12 protein-coding genes are annotated in these 15895 nt (G+C 67.5%); 7 read left to right on the top strand and 5 right to left on the bottom strand.

Annotated elements, in window-relative coordinates; all coding sequences use genetic code 11:
• The first annotated feature begins 19 nt into the window (after positions 1-19).
• Positions 20-1744, top strand: coding sequence for an EAL domain-containing protein (locus tag CBY09_RS02845; RefSeq protein ID WP_094286223.1), 1725 nt, complete (start codon positions 20-22; stop codon positions 1742-1744).
• A 503-nt stretch (positions 1745-2247) separates the two neighbouring features.
• Entirely contained in the window at positions 2248-3669 is a 1422-nt protein-coding gene (locus CBY09_RS02840) for an aspartate kinase (RefSeq protein ID WP_094286208.1), read from the top strand.
• A gap of 93 nt (positions 3670-3762) precedes the next feature.
• On the opposite strand, the gene CBY09_RS02835 is transcribed toward CBY09_RS02840, so the two are convergent.
• Complete coding sequence (locus CBY09_RS02835; RefSeq protein ID WP_240515561.1) at positions 3763-4728, bottom strand: DMT family transporter; 966 nt, start codon at positions 4726-4728, stop codon at positions 3763-3765.
• 147 nt (positions 4729-4875) lie between these two features.
• Between CBY09_RS02835 and CBY09_RS02830 the strand changes: the two genes are divergently transcribed.
• On the top strand, positions 4876-5781 hold the full coding sequence (locus CBY09_RS02830; RefSeq protein WP_094286206.1) for a LysR substrate-binding domain-containing protein: 906 nt from the start codon (positions 4876-4878) through the stop codon (positions 5779-5781).
• Positions 5782-5789: 8 nt separating this feature from the next.
• Here the strand turns inward: CBY09_RS02830 and CBY09_RS02825 are convergent, their stop codons facing one another.
• Complete coding sequence (locus CBY09_RS02825; RefSeq protein WP_094286204.1) at positions 5790-6551, bottom strand: DeoR/GlpR family DNA-binding transcription regulator; 762 nt, start codon at positions 6549-6551, stop codon at positions 5790-5792.
• A 75-nt stretch (positions 6552-6626) separates the two neighbouring features.
• Between CBY09_RS02825 and CBY09_RS02820 the strand changes: the two genes are divergently transcribed.
• Together CBY09_RS02820 and CBY09_RS02815 are read left to right on the top strand one after the other, a co-directional pair.
• Positions 6627-7037, top strand: a complete 411-nt coding sequence (locus CBY09_RS02820) for a DUF4406 domain-containing protein (RefSeq protein WP_094286325.1) — start codon at positions 6627-6629, stop codon at positions 7035-7037.
• Positions 7034-7663, top strand: coding sequence for an NUDIX domain-containing protein (locus CBY09_RS02815; RefSeq protein WP_094286202.1), 630 nt, complete (start codon positions 7034-7036; stop codon positions 7661-7663). Before CBY09_RS02820 ends, CBY09_RS02815 begins: the two co-directional genes overlap by 4 nt.
• 20 nt (positions 7664-7683) lie before the next feature.
• On the opposite strand, the gene CBY09_RS02810 is transcribed toward CBY09_RS02815, so the two are convergent.
• Both CBY09_RS02810 and CBY09_RS02805 read right to left on the bottom strand, forming a co-directional pair.
• A complete protein-coding gene (locus tag CBY09_RS02810) occupies positions 7684-9180 on the bottom strand; it encodes a TIGR01777 family oxidoreductase (protein ID WP_094286200.1) in 1497 nt (498 codons plus the stop codon).
• Positions 9181-9196: 16 nt separating this feature from the next.
• Positions 9197-9892 (bottom strand): DUF4166 domain-containing protein, encoded by a 696-nt coding sequence (locus CBY09_RS02805; protein ID WP_094286198.1) that lies wholly within the window; start codon positions 9890-9892, stop codon positions 9197-9199.
• Between the two features lie 197 nt (positions 9893-10089).
• Between CBY09_RS02805 and CBY09_RS02800 the strand changes: the two genes are divergently transcribed.
• Positions 10090-11937: a sensor histidine kinase gene (locus tag CBY09_RS02800; protein WP_094286196.1), complete on the top strand. Its 1848-nt coding sequence runs from the start codon at positions 10090-10092 to the stop codon at positions 11935-11937.
• Positions 11934-13394, top strand: a complete 1461-nt coding sequence (locus tag CBY09_RS02795; RefSeq protein WP_094286194.1) for a sigma-54-dependent transcriptional regulator — start codon at positions 11934-11936, stop codon at positions 13392-13394. Before CBY09_RS02800 ends, CBY09_RS02795 begins: the two co-directional genes overlap by 4 nt.
• Before the next feature lie 123 nt (positions 13395-13517).
• Here the strand turns inward: CBY09_RS02795 and CBY09_RS02790 are convergent, their stop codons facing one another.
• Positions 13518-15875 (bottom strand): penicillin acylase family protein, encoded by a 2358-nt coding sequence (locus tag CBY09_RS02790; RefSeq protein ID WP_094286323.1) that lies wholly within the window; start codon positions 15873-15875, stop codon positions 13518-13520.
• Between the last annotated feature and the right edge of the window lie 20 nt (positions 15876-15895).

Raw genomic sequence — 15895 nt, 5'->3', positions numbered from 1 at the left:
TTGTTGATCTGGAAGCAGGATGCCCCTAACGCCAACCATCGTCGCCCGGCCTGACGGCGACCCGAACCTGGCCTGGGTGCTGTTAGGCAGGGGGCTGGACCTGTACCAGGATGCCGTGTTCATCCTGGGTGAAGAGGGCCGCTTCGTCTATGTGAACGATGCCGCAACCCGCGCCTTGGAGTACAGCCGCGAGGCGCTGCTGCTCATGGGGCCGCCGGACATCGATCCGAATATTTCCAGGGAGCAGTGCCTGGAAATCCTGCAAAGCCCGGAAGGCCAGTCTTTCGTCATCGACACGGTGCACAAGACTCAGAGCGGCAAACTGATTGCGGTGCAGGTGCATGGGGTGACTCTGCGACGTGAGGGCCGCTTGTTTGCTGTCTCCATCGTCCGCGACATGTCGGAAGCCCAGCGGCTGCAGGAAGCTCTACAGCAGCGCCAGCAGTATTGGCGCACTTTGCTGGACGAGTTTCCTTTTTTTGTCTGGCTCAAGGACGAACACAGCCGTTTATTGGCAGCCAATACCGCGTACGCCAGAGTGGCGCGGGTAGCCTCCACTGCGGAACTGGAGGGACGGACTGAAATCGATTTCTTCCCCAAGGATTTGGCGGAAATGTATGTCGCCGATGACCGGGCGGTCATGGCGGCGGGTGAGGCCCATTATGTGGAGGAGTTGTACGTCGATGAGCACGGCCAGCGGCGCTGGATGGAGGTGTGGAAATCCCCGCTACACCAGCACGGCAAGGTGGTGGGCACTGTTGGCTACTCCAGAGACATAACCGACCGCAAACGCACGGAGAGCGACCTCCAAAAGGCATTGGCTTTTGCGCAAGGAGTGATCGATGCCTTCCCGGACGTATTGTTCGAAACCGACTGGGAGGGCCGCTACCTGAACGTCTGGACACGCAGCCCCGAGTTGTTGGCTGCAAGCCGGGAGGCTTTGCTGGGCCGGACAGTGCAGGAAGTGCTGTCGCCTGAAAGCGTGGCCATTGCCCAAATGGCGTTCTCCGAAGCCGAGCGCAAGGGCGTGTCATTGGGTCATGTCATCTCGGTCATGACCCCTCTGGGTCTGCGCTGGTTTGAATTGTCAATATCGCAAATGCGGACCAGTGCGGATGCGCGTCCCCATTTCATCACTGTTTCACGCAACGTAGCGGAAGACTCCGGCTTAATCATTGAGCTGGGTGCCTGGGTGCTGCGTGAATCCTGCCGCACCGCCGTGGTGTGGAATGCCGGGGCCACACAGCCTCGCAAGGTGGCGGTCAATCTCTCGGCCCGCCAGATCCAGGCCGCCGGCTTCGTGGCACAAGTGCAGAGAATCGTGTCCGCAACCGGGTGCAGGTTTCAGTGGCTGGAGTTCGAAATTACCGAGAGCTTGCTTCTGGACGAGGACGGTGTTGCGGTCAAAGCTCTGCGGGCGCTGCGTGACATGGGGTCCACCATTGCGATTGACGACTTCGGCACCGGCTATTCGGCCCTTTCCTATCTGGCCCGTTTTCCCATCGATACGCTCAAAATTGACAAGTCGTTCATCCACCGTGCAACCACTGACCATTTCAGGGCCGAACTCATCAGGGCCATTTTGTCGATTGCGCGCAGCCTGAAGCAAGAGGTGGTCGCGGAAGGCGTGGAAACGCGCGAGCAGGCCGATTTCTTGGCGGCGGAAGGATGTCAGTTCGCGCAGGGTTTTCTGTTCAGCAAAGCGGTGCCGCGAGAGCAGTTGTTGAGGATGTCTGGCTCCTGACGACGTTGCGCTAGGCGGTCACAGGAATCGCTCAGTTTGGGGGCATGACCTCCTCGTCGCGAAGTGCCGCCGTCCGTCCTCAGTGCGCGACACTGCCAGCCGAAGACCAGGCCAAGGCACATCAACAACGGCCTGTTCCCCCGACAGCGTCCAGCCGCGTCATCGCCAAGCCATGCGCAGTGGCAAGGGTTCTGACCGGGCCCGGCACCCTGGGAGTTGTTTGTTGAGGATTGGGCCCGTGGGGCCTGGAGGTCGAAGAGGCATCCACAGCGCCTTCCGCACACGCTGCCACCTCCCAAGTCTGATGTTGAATCGGCGCATGGTCGTGCGCCTCTTTTGCGGGTTCATGCCACGCTTGCGCGGACAGCGCCCGATCGAGATGGCCTGCGTCAAGGTACCCCGGCAAAAAGTCGTGGAAAATAGAGGGTTTCCTGCCGCTGAGCCCCTTGGCAGAACACCCGTCCGGCTTTCCAACTTTTTAGCTCCCCTGAGCCTGTCAGTCCATGCAAGACGTTCAAAACTCCAAGATCTCTGTCGAGAAGATCGGCGGCACTTCCATGACCGCCTTTGGCGATGTGCTGCGCCACATCATGCTGCACGATCCCAAGCGCATTTATGGCCGGATCTATGTGGTGTCCGCCTACTCCGGCGTGACCAACCAGCTGCTGGAGCATAAGAAGACGGGCGAGCGTGGCATCTATGCGTTGTTTGCCGAAGGCAAGGGCTACCAGGATGCGCTGGTCAACCTGGCCACCAGCCTGAAAAAGCTCAACGCGGGCTACGCCGAACTGGGCCTGCCGCTGGATGTGGCCGATGCCTTCATCGACCAGCGCATTGGCCAGGCGCGCGAGTACCTGGGCGCCATGCAGCACGTGCTTGCCAGCGGCTACCTGAGCCGCCACGATGTGCTGCTGGCCGCACGCGAGGTGCTCGCCTCCATCGGCGAATCGCACAGTGCGTTCAACTCGGTCGAGATCCTCAAGGCCAACGGCGTGAAGGCCGTGCTGATGGATCTGGCCGGCTTTGACGACAACGAAGCCTGGACCATTGACGAGCGGATTGCGCAAAGCTTCAAGGGCCTGGACCTGAGCGACAAGGTGGTGGTGGCCACCGGCTACACCAAGGGCACCGAAGGCATCATGCGCGAGTTTGACCGGGGCTATTCCGAGGTCACGTTCAGCAAGATCGCTGTGGAAGTGCGCCCCGCCGAGGCCGTGATCCACAAGGAGTTCCACCTGTCGTCCGCCGACCCCAACCTGGTGGGCCTGGAAAACGCCATCGTGGTGGGCGCCACCAACTACGACGTGGCCGACCAGCTGGCTGACGTGGGCATGGAAGCCATCCACCCCAAGGCCGCCAAGCCGATGGAGCTGGCAGGCATCCCGATCCGCCTGAAGAACACGTTCGAGCCCGACCACCCCGGCACGCTGATCACCAAAGACTTCGTGGGCGAGCGCGCCCGCGTGGAGATCGTGACCGGCACCGACAAGGTCACGCTGATCGAGATCCATGACCCCAGCATGGTGGGCACCGTGGGCTTCGATGCGGGCCTGATGAACGTGTTCTGCAAGCACGAGGTGAGCTACATCCTGAAGGCGACCAACGCCAACTCCATCGCGCACCTGGTGTGGGACAGCCAGGTCACGCCCGAGCTGGTGGCGCAGCTGCAGGAGGACTACCAGGTCGTGACGATCAAGCCCAGTGCCATCGTCTGCACCATCGGCTCCAACATCGGCATCCCCGGCGTGCTGGCCAAGGCCGCACAGGCGCTGGCGGATGCGCAGGTCAACGTGAACTGCGTGTCGCAGACCCTGCGGCAGGTGAACATGCAGTTCGTGATCGAACGCGAGGACTACAAGACCGCCATCAAGGCACTGAACATGGCGCTGTGCGTGAACTCCGGCTCACCTGTTCCGCGCGCCTGAGAAGGCTTCTGCGTCCAGCCCACAGCCCGCCCCGTGCGGGCTTTTTTTGCGCCCTTGTTTGCCTGAGGTGGATTAAACGCGGCAGAGATTTTGCTACTTTTTATATAGCAATAAAGTCTTGTCCATCAGGCGCAGAAAGCCTGTTTGAATGCTGATTTTGCTGATCAGCAAGACCCCCGCCAGCACCAGGGCGGCACCCCCCAGTTGCCAGACGGACAACGGCTCGCCCAGCAGCCACGCACCAAAAAAGATGGTGAGGATGGGGCCCAGCGTGCCGATGAGCGCCGTCTTTGAGGCGCCAATGCGGCGGATGGCGGCGGAGGTCATGAACACCGGCAACACGGTGGAGAACACGGCCATGCCCAGCGCGTGCAGGTAGACCGGCGCGGGCTGCACCAGTGCGCCCACAGGCTGCGACACCACAAAATGCAGCAGAGTGGCGCCGGTGGAGACCAGCATGGCCAGTGCCGTGAAGCGCGCCGCACCCATGCGCCGGATGGCGGGCTCGCTGCCCGCCTGGTAGAACGCATACGACACGGCCGAGCCGAACACGAAGCCCGCGCCGATGAGCACGGCCCGCGTGTCGCCCGCCACATGCAAGTCGTGCGCAAAAGCCAGGCCAATGCCTGCGTAGGACAGCAGCAGCGCGCCCAGCTCGCGCCGCGAGGCGCGCTTGCCCATGAAGAGCACCCCGATCACGATGGTGAGCGTGGGGTAGGTGAAGAGGATCAGCCGCTCCAGGCTGGCGGTGATGTACTGGAGGCCGATGAAGTCGAGGATGCTCGCGCCGTAATAGCCCAGCAGGCCCAGCGCCACAATGGCCAGCCAGTCGCGCCCTTGCAGCGGCGCCAGGTGGCGGCTGGCGCGCCAGCCCACCCAGGCGAACACCGGCACCGAAAACGCCATGCGCAGGCACAGCAGGGTGACGGAGTCCACTGGCACGGCCTGGGGCACGGCGTAGGCCAGTTTTACAAAGATGGCTTTGAAGGAGAAGCCCAGCGCCGCCAGGATGGCGAGGGCAAGACCAAGGCGTTCGGAGGACCAGTTTTTCCAGGGCATGGAGTGGGTTCGTGCATTTCATGCGGCTGGGCCGAACGATTTGCGTGCTTTTTATTGGATGACAAGGATCCTGCACCCATATACAGCACGGCACAATTGTTGATCCAGCAAGCGTGCATTCGTTTTATACGAACGCAAGGAGCCGCCTTGAACTACGACCTCACCGACCTGCGCCTTTTTGTCGCCATTGCCGAAGAGCGCAACCTCACCCGGGGCGCGGCGCGTGCCTACCTGGCTCCGTCGTCGGCCAGCCACCGGCTGCGGCGGCTGGAGGAGGCGCTGAACACCTCACTGTTCGAGCGCCAGACGCGCGGCGTGGCGCTGACCCGGGCGGGCGAGGCCCTGCTGCGCAACGCCCGCCAGGTGCTGGCCAGCATCGAGCAGATGCATGCCAATCTCTCGCCCTTTGCCACCGGCATTCGCGGCCATGTGAGCCTGTGGGCCAACACGCATGCCACGCACACCTTTTTGCCCGACGACCTGGCAGGCTTCCTCAAGCGGCATCCCCAGGTCAGCGTGAGCCTGGAAGAGCGCACCAGCGCCGAGATTGTGGTCGCCGTGGCCAACGGCGAGATCGAGGTGGGCGTGCTGGCAGACAGCGGCACGGGCGCCGGGGTGGAGCTGGCACCTTATCGGCAGGACCGCCTGGTGCTTATCGTGCCCGCAGGCCATGCGCTGGCAGGGCGCGGCCGTGTGGGTTTTGCCGAGGTGCTGGACCAGGCCTTTGTGATGCTGCACGCGGGCTCGGCCATCCACACCTTCACGACCAACGCCGCCGCCGCGCTGGGGCGGCACCTGGACGTGCGCATTCAGGTGCGCAGCTTCGAGGCCGTGTGCCGCATGGTGGGCGCGGGCGTGGGCATTGGGCTGGTGCCCCGGGGGGCGGCCCTGCAGGTGGCGGGCCTGAGCGAACCGCCGGTGCTGGTGGAGCTGGATGAACCCTGGGCGCAGCGTGATCTGCAGATCTGCGTGCGCAAGGGGGCAGTACTGACGGGCTTTGCTGCAGCCTTGGTCTCACATCTGCGCCTGGGCGCTGGCACCGCTACTGTCTGATGGCCTGATCAGCCTGCAGCAACCTCCATCTTGGCGCCACCGGCCTGCAGCTTTTTGCGCAAGGCCTGCGGCGTGGTGGCAGGCACCACCAGCGCGGCCAGTTCGCGCAAGGGGGCCACACTGAATGGCGATGCCGTGCCCAGCTTGTCGAGCGAGGCCAGCACCACCGTTTCTGCCGCCCGCTGGTGCAGGGCACGCTTGACGGCGGCCTCCTCAAAATCGCCCGTGGTCAGGCCGGCTTCGGCATGCACACCGGTCACGCCCATCAGGTACAGGTCGGCCCGCAACTGGGCTGCGGCCTCGACCACGCTGGCTCCCACGTTCACCATGGAATGGCGGAACAGCCGGCCACCCAGCACCAGCACCTCCACGTGCAGGTGCCCGGCCAGCGCCACGGCAACGGCCGGGCTGTGCGTGACCACGGTGGCGCGCAAGTCCAGCGGCAGGTGCTGCACCACCTGCAGTGAGGTGGTACCCCCATCCAGGATCACCACCTGGCCGGGCAACACCAGGGCGGCCCCGGCGCGGCCCAGGGCGCGCTTGTCTTCAGGGGCCAGTTGCTCACGCACTTGCAAGCTGCCCACAGCGGCCGAGGCGGGCAGGGCGCCGCCGTGCACACGCTGCAAGCGGCCCTCGGCAGCCAGCTCGCGCAGGTCGCGCCGCACGGTGTCTTCCGAGATGCCCAGCTCTTCGCTGAAGGCCTTGGCCACGATCTGTCCGTCCTGCCGCAGGCGGTCGAGCAGGAGTTGCTTGCGTTGGGTGGTCAGCATGGGGGGCTACAAAAGAAGATTGCACGAATTTGCATGTTTGTGCATGATATTGCGTAAATTAAATTGCGCAACACCATGTCCGCCGCCCCTGACACTGACCTCCCTCTGCTGGTGCTGATCGCCGGCCCCTACCTCTCGGGCACCGACGGAGACCCCGCCCGCATCGCCGCCAACCGGGCCCGCCTGGAGGCGGCCGCACTGCCAATCTACGAACGCGGCCATCTGCCCCTGGTGGGCGAGTGGCTGGCCCTGCCCATCATCCATGCGGCGGGCGGGCGTGAGCCGGGCGACGCGGTCTTTCACGCCTACCAGTACCCCGTGGCCGAGCGTCTGCTGGCGCGCTGCGATGCAGTGCTGCGCTTGCCCGGCGCTTCGCGTGGCGCGGACATGGATGTGGCCAAGGCCCGCGCACGCGGGCTCCCGGTGTTCCATCACGTGGAGGAGCTGCCCCTGCGCCCGGTTCGCAACCAGGGGCACGCCGCATGATCCGCCCCGTGCCCGATATCCCCATCGCCGAGCTGAACGCCCGCACCGAGCACGTGAAGCTGCTGGATGTGCAGGTGCTCTCCGACAACTGGTATGTGCTGCGCAAGGTCACCTGCTCATTGCGCAGGCGCGACGGCCAATGGCAGACGATGAGCCGTGAGGCCTATGACCGGGGCAACGGCGCCGCGCTGCTGCTGTTTGACCCGCGCCGCAGCATGGTGGTGCTCACCCGCCAGTTCCGGCTGCCCGCCTTTCTCAATGGCTGCGCCGACGGCCTGCTGATTGAGACCTGCGCAGGCCTGCTCGACGGTGACGACCCCGAAACCTGCATCCGCCGCGAGGCCGAGGAAGAAACCGGCTACCGCGTGCGCCAGCCGCGCAAGGTGTTCGAGGCGTACATGAGCCCGGGCTCGGTGACGGAAAAGCTGCACTTCTTCATCGCCGAATACGAACCCGGCGACCGCATCCGCAGCGGGGGCGGCCTGGAGGGGGAGGGCGAGGACATCGAGGTGATCGAGATGCCGCTGGCCGACGCGCTGGCAGGCATTGCCAACGGCACGATCCAGGACGGCAAGACCATCATGCTGCTGCAGCATGTGGCGCTGGGGTGGGGCCGGGCGCCGTAGCCTGCCACCCGGCCGCTGCATTACCGCGCCTCAGTCTCTGTGCGAGTTCCTGCGAGGTCCCGCAGGGCACCTGGCAGATCGGGGTGCACGAACTGGTAACCCAGGGCCAGCGCCGCCTGGGGCACCACGTTCTGCCCGTCCAGCAGCAAGGTGGACATCTCGCCCAGCGCCCAGCGCAACGGGGCGGCCGGCATGGTCAGCCACACGCGCTGCCCGAACGACGCGGCCAGGGCCTGCACAAAACTGCGTTGCGGCACGGCACCGGGCGCCACCGCGTTGATGGGCCCCTGCACATCGTTGCGTGCCAGCGCAAACCGGATCAGCCCCAGCGCATCGGCCAGGTGGATCCACGGCGCGGCCTGGCGGCCATGCCCCAGCACGGCGCCCAGGCCCAGGCGGGCGCTCAGCGCCTGCATCGGGTAGGCACCACCGCCGTTGCCCAGCACCACCCCCAGGCGCAGGCGCACTACGCGCACACCCAGTGCTTCGGCGCGCCGGGCCTCGTGCTCGATGGCGGCGCACAGGTCGGACTGGAACTCGCCCGGGCGCGGTGGCGCGTTCTCATCCAGCGGCTCCATCGAGGCGTTGGGCGATGCGCCATAGAACCCCACGGCCGATGCGCTGACCAGCACCCGGGGGCGGTGGTGCAGGCGCCGCATCAGCGCGACCACGGCCATGGTGGTGTCCACCCGGCTGGCCAACAGCACACGCCTGCGCGCAGCCGTCCAGGGCATGCCCAGCACCCGCGCCCCGGCGAGCTGGACCACCGCGTCGATGGGGGTTTCTGGCGGGATCGCATCCAGCGTGTCCACCGCCCACACGCCCGGGCCCAGGCTGGCGCGGGCTTGCAGCACATCGCGCGTCAGCACGATCACGCGCTGGCCACCCTGCAGCAGCTGCGCCACCAGGGCGCTGCCCACGAACCCCGTGGCGCCGGTGACCAGCGTGGCGGGGGCGGTGTGGTGCTGGCTGTCGCCCGGCACAGCCTGGGGCTCGGCTGCAGGTGCTGCCGCCGCACGCCGCAGGCGCAACACGGCGCGCAGGTTGCGCACGCTCCAGGCCCACACCCCCAGCGCAAACGCGGTAAACAGCCACGACACCCAGCCATGGGGCGCCACGACCAGGGCGGTGGGCTGCTGCAGCCAGCTCCACAGCACGGGCGCCATCAGCCCCAGGAACAGGCCGTAGCTGATGGTCAGCAGCGTGTGCAGCACCCGCTCCAGCGGGGGCAGGCGCCGGGTGCGGTCTTCTTCCAGAAAATCCGCCAGGGTGATACCCAGCTCGGTCAGCAACAGCGCCGCGATCAATGCGGCCCAGGCGCCATGCCATGCAAACCAGGCCAGCCCGAAAAAGACGACGCCATAGATCGCCTCGCGCGCCGCATGCAGCGCCAGCTCATACCGGGCCGATGGGCGATGGGGCAGGCGGGCCTGCAGCTCGTGGTGCCACCAGTTGTCAAACGCGCCCATGGCGGCCTGGACGGAGAGCAGCATAAAAACGGGGGTCATGGCACTCATGGTCGGGTGTCCTTGTTCAAAGTGCGTTCAAAGAAGAATAGTCAGGGCTGGCGGGTTCGGTGCAGGGGTCGGTGAACACCCCGGACTGGTGGAAGGTCTCCCCCCACCAGGGGTGCACCATGCTCAGCGTGAAGCGGAACTGCCCGCCGCCCAGGTCGGTGTGCGCCACGCGGCAGGTGCCTGGGGTCAGCAGGGCAGGCACGGGGATGCGCAGGCGCCCCCGCACCCACCAGAAGCGGCGGCTGCGAAACACCAGCGCGCCGTCTTCTTCCAGCACATCCAGCGACATGGCCAGGCCCCCGTCGGTGCGCTCCAGCAGGCGCCCATCGGGGCCCAGCTCCTTGGTGGATCGCACGGTGCGGCCCGCGCCGCTGTCGGTGCTGGTGTGAAAGCAGCGCTCCCACACCACGCCACCGCACCCGTTGCCGCTCACGCGCACGGTGGCGGGCAGGGCGGTGGTGTTGATGTGGGTCAGTGGGCCACCCCAAGCCCGGGTCAGCGCGGCATAGACATGGCCGACCAGCGAGCAGCGCAGGTCCATCTGGCCTTCATAGGCCACATCGGCATGTGCGGTGCCAAAGCGGCGTTGCACAGCGGCGGGCAGGCGCGCCCAGGCTGCGGCGCCCACCATGGCGCGCAGGTCCAACGCGGTGGCGGGGTGGGCCGGGGCGGCATCGCAAGGGCGAGGGGCGGGGTTGAAAAGGGCAAACATGGCGGGCTGGGCAAGAGTGGCGGTTGCACTCCCTATTGCGAAACCCGGGCCAGGTGCTGAATGCACTGCAAGTGCTTGATTTCATTGAAATCAGCAGACCGACCTGCATACTTGGTTTACAGTGCGCGCAGCCCAAACCGTTAACCCCAGGAACAGGTCTCCGCCATGCGCAGCGCTCCCCCCCCATCGGTTCTTGCATGCTGATCCACGCCGTCCTCGGGTTTTCTGTGCTCGAAACCCTGGTGCTGGCCGCCCTGTTGCTGGCCTGGGCCGACCGCGTGGCGGGTGCACGGCTGCTGGCGGCCTTCTTGACCGGCATTTCGATGTGGATGGTGGGCAACGAGCTGCCCAACTGGATCGGCCCTGAAACAGAACCGGTGGCCATGCGCCTGCTGGCCACGGCGCCCTTCACGTCGGCGCTGTTCTTTCACTTCTGCACCGTGTTCTGCCGTGTGGATCTGGGGCGCTGGGGTGTGGCGGCTGCCTATGCGCTGGGCGGTGGTGCCTCGGTGGTTTCCATCCTGCTGGTGCCCGCGCACCTGGTGCACCACCGCGACATCGGCTGGATTGCGGTGGCTGATGAGGTGGGAGTGGTGGCCAGCATGGCCTGGGTCATCCTGGGTATCGGCGGGGTGTGGGTGCTGCTGCATGCCTTGCTGCGCGCACGCCGCCTGGGTGACGGGCAGAAGTTCCGGCAGATTGCGGCCGTCACCGCATCCTGCCTGTGGGGCCTGCTGTGCCTGGCGGGCTATGGCATTGCGGTGCTGGACTGGCCGATCTACCCGTTTCCGCTGCTGGGCCTGCCGTTTTATTCGCTGATTTTGGTGTACGGCATCCTGCGCTATGGGGTGTTTGTGGCGAATGCCTGGGCGCGCCGTGCCCTGGTGTGGGCGCTGCTTTTGGCACTGGGGCTGGTGGTGGTGGCGCTCACGCCGCTGTTGCCACTGGAGTCGCGCTGGCTGGGCGGCCTGGCCGTGGCGGCCAGTGTGCTCGCGCTCAATGGCCCCGTGCGGCGCGTGGCCGAGCGGCTGGTGTACCCGGGCGCCGAGGTGTCGGCCGCTGACCTGGCCGCCTGGCGCCGCACGCTGGGGTCGGCCGAAACGCCCCAGGCCCTGGGCGAACAGGCCGCCGCCTTGCTCAGCGCACGCACCGGCACGCAGGTCGAGGTCCACATTGGCGATGCCCCGCCCGCCTCCAGCAGCACGCCGCAGCTGGTATGTGGCCGCGAGGGCGATGGCTGGGCCGTGTCGCTGCAGGGCTGGGATGCCGCGCCCCCCGGGCCGCGCCATGTGGCCGAGCTGTTTGGCACCGTGGTGGCCGAGGCTGCCGAGCGTGTGGAGCAGGCCCAGCAGTTTGCCGCCCGTGAGCGCGAACGCCAGCTGCAGGCCCGCCTGGCCGAGCTGGGGGCCCTGGCGGCCACGGTGGCGCACGACATCCGCAACCCGCTGAACATCATCTCCATGGCGGTGGCCGCTGCGCCGGGCGACACCCGGCGTGAAGTGGCCGAGCAGGTGGCCCGCATTGCGCACCTCACGCACGACCTGCTGGACTTTGCCAAGCCCTGGACGCTGGCGCCCAGCACCATCGACCTGGCAGCCCAGGTGCGCAACGCCGCCATGCGCCTGCCCGATGTGAGCTTCGGGCCGGGGCTGGACCAACCGCTGTGGCTGCGCGCCGACCCGCGCCGTGTGGACCAGGCGCTGACCAACCTGTTTGAAAACGCGCGCACGGCCACCGCCCCCGGCAGCGATGCCACAGCCCCGGCGGCCGCCCACACCCCCACCCACAGCCACGTGCACATCGACGCCGAAACCACCTCCACCGCCGTGCTGCTGCATGTGTGCGACGCCGGCCCCGGCGTGCCCGCCGAAATCCGCGACCGGCTGTTTGAGCCCTTTGCCTCGCGCAGCCCGGGCGGCACCGGGCTGGGCCTGGCCATCGTGGCCCGCACCATGGCGGCCCACGGCGGCACGGTGGCGCTGACCGAGCGTGCGCCCTGGAGCACCTGTTTCACGCTGCGCTTTCCTCGCACACCCGCCCCATGAACCAAGCCTTCCACGAACCCTCCGGCCACCCGCCTGCGCAGAGCATCGCGGGTGGCGCTGATACCCCCAGCGCGCCAGGCCACGGCCATGTGCTGCTGGTGGACGACGAAGCCGCTTTCCAGCGCCTGGGGGGCGCCTTCTTGCGCAACCTGGGCCACGAGGTCACGCTGGCGGGCGATGGTGTGCAGGCCCTGGCCGCCTTTGCCCAGCGCCGCCCCGAGCTGGTCTTGCTGGACCTGGCCATGCCCCCGCACATGGACCCCGAGAGGGGGCTGGAGCTGATCCCGCGCTTTGCCCCCGTGCCCGTGGTGGTGCTGACGGGCCATGGCGACCACGCGTTGGCCCTGCGCGCCACCGAACTGGGCGCCTGGGACTTCCTCACCAAACCCATCGACCCCGACATGCTGCGTTTTGTGGTGGCGCGCGGGCTGCACAAGGCCCGCCTGGATGCCGAGCTGGCAACGCTGCGGGCCGGGCAGGCGCTGGATGCACAGGGGCTGGACGACATGGGTCTGGTGGGCCAGGCGACGGCCACGGTGCAGCTGCGCGCGCTGGTGCGCCGTGTGGCGCCCACCCAGGTCAGTGTGCTGGTGCTGGGCCCCACGGGCACGGGCAAAGAGCTGGTGGCCCGCGCCCTGCATGCCCACAGCGCACGCCGTACCGCGCCGTTTGTGGCCATCCACTGCGGCGCGCTGTCGGCCGAGCTGCTGGAGAGCGAGCTGTTCGGCCACATGAAGGGCAGCTTCACCGGCGCCTACCGCGACCAGGCGGGCCTGGTGGAGGCCGCGCACGGCGGCACGCTGTTTCTGGACGAAGTGGGCGAAATGCCCCCGCCCATGCAGGTCAAGCTGCTGCGCTTTCTGCAGGAGGGCACTTTTGTGCCCGTGGGCGGCCGCGCACAAAAGCGCGCCGACGTGCGCGTGGTGGCCGCCACGCACCGCGACCTGGAGGCCATGGTGCGCGAAGGCAGCTTCCGCGAAGACCTGTTCTACCGTCTCAAGGGCGTGGTGCTGCGCACCCCTTCGCTGGCAGAACGCCCCGCCGACATCCCGCTGCTGGCCACGCGCTTTCTGCACCGCGTGGCACACAACGCCCGGCTGTCGGCCGATGCCCTGGCCTGGCTGATGGCACGCGACTGGCCCGGCAACGTGCGCGAGCTGAAAGCGGTGGTCGAATCCGCCGGTGCGCTGCTGATGCCCCCAGAGCGCGAGGTGGACGCGCCCCTGCTGCAACTGGCCAGCGGCGACATGGCGACCGAGGCTCCGACACCTGGCACTGAAACCTCCCCAGCCCCCGCAGGCACCGGCCCGCTGGACGCCGCCCTGACCGAGCTGGAAACCCGCATGGTGCGCGACACCCTGGCCGCCGCAGGCGGCAACCAGTCCGAAGCCGCCCGCCGCCTGGGCATCTCGCGCGTGGGCCTGGTCAAGAAGCTCACGCGGCTGGGGCTGCGCTGAGCCAGGCCTCCGCCCGCAGCGAGAAGCGGGTAGAAGTATTTGCTCATGTTTTGATAGCTATCAAGCTATGATGGACGGGCGGTAAAAGCCTAAAAGCCTTCAAATTTCTGGCCGTGGAGCCGCTCAAGGCCGCACCAGCCGCAGCGGCTCGCCCACGCGCGCCTTCACCACGTCGTCGCGGTGGAAGGGCAGGGTGTGCCAGCGCTTGGCCGAGAACTCGCGCATCTGGTCGTTGACGTGGGGCGATGCAGGGTTGGTGGACTGGCCGTAGGCCAGGATGGCCTGGGCCACCGGGCCCTTGGCGTCGAAGGTCACGGTTTGCACGTAGCTGGTGCCGTAGTCGATGCGCAGGCCTGCCTTGTTGATGGGCGCGGGCTCCTGTCGGCCCAGGTTGTTGAGCACGCCTTCAAACTCCTCGCCGCCGTGCAGTGCAATCGGTTCTTCGGTGATGGCCGGGCGCTGCACGCTGCCCAGAGTGGCGTCGAGCGTGTAGCCGCTGGTGCGGATGGCCTTGACGGCGCCGTCCAGCGCCTCCCACACCTTGGCGGCGGTGGCGGCGTCGTCCATCTTCAGGCCTGCAGGGGTGGCCACGGGTTGCGCAGAGTCAAAGGGCACGCGGTGCACGCCGGGGATGTTGCGCGCGGTGCGCCAGAACTCGCGGAACACATGGGCGCCGCGGGCATCGACGTTGTTGCGGCGGTCCCAGCCTTTGAGGGCCGCGCACCCATCGCGGGATTCGGCCGTGGGCGCCTTGTCACAGGCGGCCAGCAGGTCGGGCACCACCACCTGGGCCATGAAGTTGCGGTTCTGGAACAGCTGGTCCTGCATGGCCTGCAAGGTGACCTTGCCCCGGCCCAGCATCTCGGGGATCTCGGCCAGGCTGGCGCGGGTGCGGGGGCGGGTCAGGCTGGCGTCGCCCACCAGGGGCGAGATGCCTTCAAACTTCTGCGTGGGGTGGGTGTAGACGAAGCTGTCGTTGCTGTTCTGCACCCAGTCATTGCGCAGGGCCACGGGCATGCGGCCCATGGGGATGAGGCCAGGCACGGGCGATGCGCTGTCTTCGCGCCAGGCGCAGTCGGCGCGTGCGCCGTTCAGCACCACCAGGCCCGCTGCGCCGCGCAGCGCGGCGGCGGGTTTGCTGGGGGCGCAGCGTTCCAGCTGGGCGGCGTCCACATCGGGCACCACGCTGGTGTCGGTGTAGAGCACGCGGCCGTGGCGGTCGGCCGCCAGGGTGTTCACCCAGGGCAGGCCCAGCGAGGCATGGGCCTTGTGCATCTCGCCCACCGAGGTGGCGCGCGCAAAGGCCAGGGCGGCGTCCATCATGCGGGTGTTGCCGGTGTTGGCGTCGCGCAGGGCGTAGGCGGTCTTGTCGGTCCAGCCCAGGCCCGCGCGGGGCACCACCACCAGCGGGCCCCAGCGGGTGCTCCACACGGTGTGTTCGCGGGTCTGGGGCTGGCCATCGGCGCCGGGGATCTGGGCGCTGACCTTGCGGGCGGTCATCTTCTCGGGCTTGCCGTCCACCAGGTAGCTGGTGGCGTCGCCCGGCACCAGGGCCAGTTCGTACAGCGTGAAGCGTTTGCCGGTGGACACGGTGTGCGACCAGGCCACGTCCTTGTTGAAGCCGATGGAGACCATGGGATAGGTGCCGATGCCCACGCCCATCACGTCCATCTGGCCGGGGATGGTGAGGTGCATCTCGTAGAAGCGGTTGGGGCCGCTCCAGGGGAAATGCGGGTTGCCCAGCAGCATGCCGCTGCCGTTGGCCGTCACGTCCTTGCCAAAGGCCCAGGCGTTGGAGCCCAGGGGCGAGTCGAGCAGGCCCACGTCGCGCATGGCCTGGGCGGCATCGGCCAGATTCACGTCAGGGGCGGGTGCCTGGGCGGCCTTGGCGGCAGGGGGCTGCGCACCCAGCATGCCATCGGCCAGCGCGGCAATGCCGGCCTGCACGGCCACCACCTCGGCCATGCGGCGGTATTCGGCCAGCGTCATGGGCTGCACCCAGGGCTTGCCCCGGCAGGCGTCGGGCAGGGTGGCGGCGTTGTCGGCCAGATAGCGGTTGTAGCCCGCCACGTAGCCGCGCGCCATGCTCTGCACCTGGGCGCTGGCGCGGGCCCAGCTGCGCGCAAGCAGGGCGTCGTCCATATGGGCGGCCATGAACAGGTCGATCTGTTCGTTGGGGATGTAGCGGCGGCCCAGCAGGCCGATGGTCTTGGCGCCGAAGTGGCTGCTGCGCTGGCCACGTGCGGTCACCAGCTGGTCGGCCGTCATGCAGACGTTGTCCTGCGCATAGGCATAGGCCACGCCGTAGGCCAGGGTCTCCGGGTCTTGCGCGGAGATGTGCGGGATGCCGAAGGTGGTGCGTTCGATGGTCACGCTGCTGCTTTTGCCGCTGGTGCCCACGGGCGTGCCCGCGCAGCCCGCCAGGGCCAGGGCGGCGCTGGCGGCGGCCAGGGCGGTAAGTGGGGTGCGGGCGCGGGTCATGCCTGTGGGCAGGCCGGTTT

It is taken from the genome of Acidovorax kalamii, assembly GCF_002245625.1.
Classification (GTDB): Bacteria; Pseudomonadota; Gammaproteobacteria; order Burkholderiales; family Burkholderiaceae_C; genus Acidovorax; species Acidovorax kalamii.
Note: the sequence above shows the minus strand (reverse complement) of the source record. Positions and strands in the feature narration are given on the sequence as shown.

Excerpts from the sequence above, each read along its gene's own strand:
- CBY09_RS02790 (WP_094286323.1), bottom strand. The coding sequence starts at position 15,875 with ATGACCCGCGCCCGCACCCCACTTACCGCCCTGGCCGCCGCCAGCGCC.
- CBY09_RS02810 (WP_094286200.1), bottom strand. The coding sequence starts at position 9,180 with ATGAGTGCCATGACCCCCGTTTTTATGCTGCTCTCCGTCCAGGCCGCC.
- CBY09_RS02840 (WP_094286208.1), top strand. The coding sequence starts at position 2,248 with ATGCAAGACGTTCAAAACTCCAAGATCTCTGTCGAGAAGATCGGCGGC.
- CBY09_RS02835 (WP_240515561.1), bottom strand. The coding sequence starts at position 4,728 with ATGCCCTGGAAAAACTGGTCCTCCGAACGCCTTGGTCTTGCCCTCGCC.
- CBY09_RS02800 (WP_094286196.1), top strand. The coding sequence starts at position 10,090 with ATGCTGATCCACGCCGTCCTCGGGTTTTCTGTGCTCGAAACCCTGGTG.
- CBY09_RS02805 (WP_094286198.1), bottom strand. The coding sequence starts at position 9,892 with ATGTTTGCCCTTTTCAACCCCGCCCCTCGCCCTTGCGATGCCGCCCCG.
- CBY09_RS02825 (WP_094286204.1), bottom strand. The coding sequence starts at position 6,551 with ATGCTGACCACCCAACGCAAGCAACTCCTGCTCGACCGCCTGCGGCAG.
- CBY09_RS02820 (WP_094286325.1), top strand. The coding sequence starts at position 6,627 with ATGTCCGCCGCCCCTGACACTGACCTCCCTCTGCTGGTGCTGATCGCC.
- CBY09_RS02815 (WP_094286202.1), top strand. The coding sequence starts at position 7,034 with ATGATCCGCCCCGTGCCCGATATCCCCATCGCCGAGCTGAACGCCCGC.
- CBY09_RS02845 (WP_094286223.1), top strand. The coding sequence starts at position 20 with ATGCCCCTAACGCCAACCATCGTCGCCCGGCCTGACGGCGACCCGAAC.
- CBY09_RS02795 (WP_094286194.1), top strand. The coding sequence starts at position 11,934 with ATGAACCAAGCCTTCCACGAACCCTCCGGCCACCCGCCTGCGCAGAGC.